Origin of the sequence: uncultured Gimesia sp. (genome assembly GCF_937910335.1) — a bacterium.
Lineage (GTDB): Bacteria > Planctomycetota > Planctomycetia > Planctomycetales > Planctomycetaceae > Gimesia.
Window position 1 is genome coordinate 1 of record NZ_CALEMX010000477.1, and the last position, 4,314, is coordinate 4,314.

The 4,314-nt window shown below is 45.3% G+C and carries 4 protein-coding genes; 2 read left to right on the top strand and 2 right to left on the bottom strand.

The annotated features are described in order from the left end of the window. Positions 1-275: 275 nt before the first annotated feature. The gene (locus Q0668_RS19250; RefSeq protein WP_298867615.1) at positions 276-1,244 is read left to right on the top strand and encodes a C-terminal binding protein; all 969 of its coding nucleotides are present in this window, start codon (positions 276-278) and stop codon (positions 1,242-1,244) included. A 154-nt stretch (positions 1,245-1,398) separates the two neighbouring features. Continuing rightward, complete coding sequence (locus Q0668_RS19255) at positions 1,399-2,916, top strand: hypothetical protein (protein ID WP_298867616.1); 1,518 nt, start codon at positions 1,399-1,401, stop codon at positions 2,914-2,916. Between the two features lie 76 nt (positions 2,917-2,992). Here the strand turns inward: Q0668_RS19255 and Q0668_RS19260 are convergent, their stop codons facing one another. Further along, positions 2,993-3,634: a lysophospholipid acyltransferase family protein gene (locus tag Q0668_RS19260; protein ID WP_298867619.1), complete on the bottom strand. Its 642-nt coding sequence runs from the start codon at positions 3,632-3,634 to the stop codon at positions 2,993-2,995. A 3-nt stretch (positions 3,635-3,637) separates the two neighbouring features. Continuing rightward, a partial coding sequence (locus tag Q0668_RS19265) for a phosphatidate cytidylyltransferase (RefSeq protein WP_298867621.1) occupies positions 3,638-4,314 on the bottom strand: 677 nt, incomplete at its 5' end.

Below are 4,314 nucleotides of genomic sequence, written 5' to 3' on the forward strand. Positions count from 1 at the left end.
TGACAAACGTGTGAAGTTGGGATACTACTGTCAGGAAAAGTAGTGGCTACTACATATCATTTTAGAAAGTAAATTTTATAATCGTGATTCCCTCGTTGCCTGGTTTGTGTCGTAGTATTTTTGAATGCACTGTCATCAACCTGACTCCCTGCTTCCTGGAATTGCAGGCTCGCAGAATATATTCGGGATGGCTAGACTTGTAAACTTTTGTGAAAAGAACGATCCTGAAAACATCAAGCATTTTTAAAACATTTCACAATGAAAGGGAATGAATTGTGTCCGCGAAATTCCGTGTCTTAATCACTGACCGTGCCTGGCCCGATTGCGAGGTCGAAAAAAAAGAATTATCGCTTGTCGATGCGGAAGTGATCGAAGCCCCACCCGGCGCCGATGAGCAGACACTGATCCAATTTGCAACCGGCGTAGATGCCATTGCCACATGTTGGGCGTCGGTAACCAAAGCCGTCATCGCAGCGGCACCCGATTGTAAAACCATTGCACGTTTAGGAATTGGGTTGGACAATATCGATGTCGAATATGCAACTTCTTTGAAGATTCCAGTTACGAATGTACCCGATTACTGTATCCCGGAAGTGGCTGACCATACGATCGCGTTAATGCTGGCTAGACTGCGAAATGTGGCTTTTTTTCATATTCAGACGAAACAGGGGATTTACGAACTTTCCTCCGCTCCGCTACCTCGCAGACTCAGTGCGCTGACGATAGGAGTGTTTGGCTTTGGTTTAACCGGTCAGGCAGTCGCCCAGCGCGCACGAGCTTTTGGAATGAACGTTATCGCCACTAATACTTCCGGAAATGATTATGGCACGGGAACAACTATGGTTCCGTTCACTGAATTGATCCAGCAAAGCGATGTCATTTCCATTCACGCCCCGCTCACTGATGCCACTTTACATCAGTTTGACGCAAAAGCCTTTTCACAAATGAAGCCAACCGCTTTCCTCATCAACACTTCGCGAGGAGCATTGATCGATTTTGCCGCATTGAAGACTGCCCTGCAAAATAACACGATTGCGGGAGCCGCCCTGGATGTCTTTGACCCGGAACCCCCCGATCTGAATGATCCTTTTTTCAAAGATGAGCGGGTCATTGTAACTCCCCACGCAGCCTTCATTTCCAAAGAATCATTGGATGAACTTCGACAACAGGCGGCACGTCAAATCGCAGAAATTCTTGTCGGAAATCAGACGACGAATGTCGTAAATCCGGTAGTATTTGAATAATCAATACCATCCACATAAAGATGTAGGAAAAATGCATCACGGCCTCTGTGAAACCCGTAAATACTGCTTTTAAATAAGCTAAGTTATAAGAAGCTAAACCCTTTATTCTTAGTGCAAAAACAGTAGGAAAGGTTACAGATTAAGGTACAAATGGATGGCCCCTGATCATCACTCTCCCCAGTCCGAAGTAGATCAAACGACTTCCGGATCTCTGCCTACCAGAGACTCCGTTGCAAGTTGCCAGAAAGAGAGTGCGCTTACTCCTCCAGAAAATCCATCTCCGCAACCTGTGAAAGATTCTCAATTATCCTCTGCAGAAATTCATGGAGTGAAAGAACTGGTTACAGAGCTGCAGGAAAAAGAGCAGTTGGTTGTAACTCTGACAGAAAAACTGTCACTGGTCGCTGACCAACTGGATCACAGGCAAAGTATCATCGATGATAAACTCAATGCAGAAGATCTTCGAGTTAAGGCGATGGAAGAAGAACTGCTCAAGGAACTGGGAGAAGAACTGCAAGAGAAAGAGCAGTTGGTAACGAGTCTCAAGCAACGCCTGGCGGAGGTTACCGCACAACTGGAGCTGAGCCAGCGTGCCAACGAAGAGTTGACGGGTGCAGACAATCTCCGGGTGAAAGAACTGGAGTCAGAACTTCACGAAAAAGAGCAGTTGATTGAGGTCCTGACAGAACGCCTGGAGCAGGTCGCAGAACAACTGGATCGCAGACACCGCACTGGCGCCGATCGGGGCATGACGATCTCTGGTGGTATCCCCCATGAAGTCATTGAAGAACAGCAAAAACTGACACAGGATCTGCACACGGTCATAGAACAATTTCAGGGAATAGAAACCGAAAGTTCCCTGACAAGAATCGAACTGCAGATCGCAGAATTGAAACAACTTGTTGAATCCGGTTTCGTAAATGGTCCTGTTGCTCCCCAACCATCCAGTCTGGTTGATTATTTAGCATCACCATCACTCCCTGGTACCGAAGTAGAACCAGTGAGCCAGGCGGAAGAAGCAGAAACGCTGGAGGCCCCCGTAGCCAGTGTCCCCATGGATGATTCGTCCGCAAGTGGGTGGGAAGCAATGAAAGAAAAATTGCTTTCCGGTCAGGGAGTCGATGTCTCTGCGGATCTCACAAAACCAGTTCCATCCACACCGCCGCCAGTTCCGCAACAACAATCAGTCGCTCAGAAGATCGTTGCTGAACAATCTGACACAAGTCAACGTACACTCGGAAGCTATAAACCACCTCTTCCTGATGCACCTGCTGAAATCGATTTTGAACGGGCATCTCAAGACCAGTTGGTGCAGGCAATCAGTGCACGTGATCAATACATCAGCTTGTTAATCAAACGCGTCCGCGAAGCAGAAACGGCAGTCATCCCTGTGAATTGGGAACAACTCAATAGTGTCCCCGAAGAATTGATTGAAAAAATTCAATCACTGCACCACGACCTCGAGCAAAACCTGGGAATGGCGGAAGTCGAAATCTCAATAGAACGCGCCCGGCTCTCGCGTACCGAATCAATGCTTAAGAATCGCGAAGAGCAAATTCGCAAAAAAGAAAAGCAGCTGGGATTGAATCTCGAAAGATCTGAAGAATCAGTCGTTGAAGAAAATGATCTCGATGACGATAGTAAAAAAAGCTGGCTCGGTTTTCTTAACTAGATTGCGTTGACAAGACAGTAGAAAGCATTGCTTAACCTGACAGTTTCATTCCATCTTCATGTATTTGGCATCTTCATCATGCTTGACTGCGCGTAATACAATATTTTTGGAGTTCAAGAAACGAACACTGAATTGCATTGACTAAATCCTCAGCCGTCTCTGCTTCGGGCAACTGATCTCCAATAATCACATCACAATTAAATGGGACAAGTAATGCCTCTCCTCGAGGCAATGCTCTGCCTAGACCATGCAGCATGACCGGTGTAACTCTGGAATCGGTTCTGTCATGTACAATATGATAAATCCCTCTTTTAATTTCACTCATCTCTTCAGGGTTCCCACGGCTTCCTTCCGGAAACAAAATCAGTATCTCACTATTGTCTAATGCAGAATGGCAACCAGCAAACAACTCTTTTTTTCGCTGCCGGCCGGTTCGATTTATGGGAATAATGCCAACACATTTCAAAGCGAACCAGGACAAAAAACGATTTTTGAGAAAATAATCCGCCGCAGCCACCGGTCGGACTTGATGCAATTTGGATAGGGGATAAAGACTCATCAAAACCATTGTATCGAGGTGGCTATTATGATTTGCGGCAACTACAGCGGGTCCCTCTGTTGGTAGATTCGGTTTTCCGCGTACATTCAAGCCAAGTACCACAAAAACGATTGGTCTGACGATCAATGCAAAAAACAGGATTTTGAGAATGCGATCCATGTTCTAATAGTTCACATAATAAAGGAAATGAAAAAACAGAGGAGCGGTAAAAATCAGGCTGTCACAGCGATCTAATATCCCACCATGACCGGGAATCAGGCTCCCGCTATCTTTAATTTCCAAATCACGTTTGATGGAAGAGATTACAACATCCCCAATAAAACCGGAGATGCTGATAATCAAACCAGATAGCAGGCTGAATTGGAACGTCATTGGTGTCAAAAATGGCCCTACAAAACCGGAAACAAGTCCGATTGTCAGTACACCTCCGATAAAACCTTCCCAGGTTTTATTAGGACTGACTTTCGGAATAATTTTATGTTTACCGAATAGCTTTCCCCAGATAAATTGGGAGACATCATTAAACTGAGTCATGAAGAGTAAAAAAATCACAAGCCCAATATTGCCCGCTTCAGGATTTTTTATTGGCAACACTAATAAATAGGCGATATGGCTGAGGCAAAATACCGTCAACATTACAGCCCAGTGGATAACACCTGCAGAATGAATAAAACCTTTGGTTTCCCCAATCAGAACCATTCTCATCGGCAATAACAAAAAGACGTAAACCGGAATAAAGACAATAAACATTCCGTACCAGCCAATACTAACCAGATAATATTGAATGGGAATCGAAAGGTAAGCCCAAAAGAGAACACGTCTATCTGCCTGACGCGTCG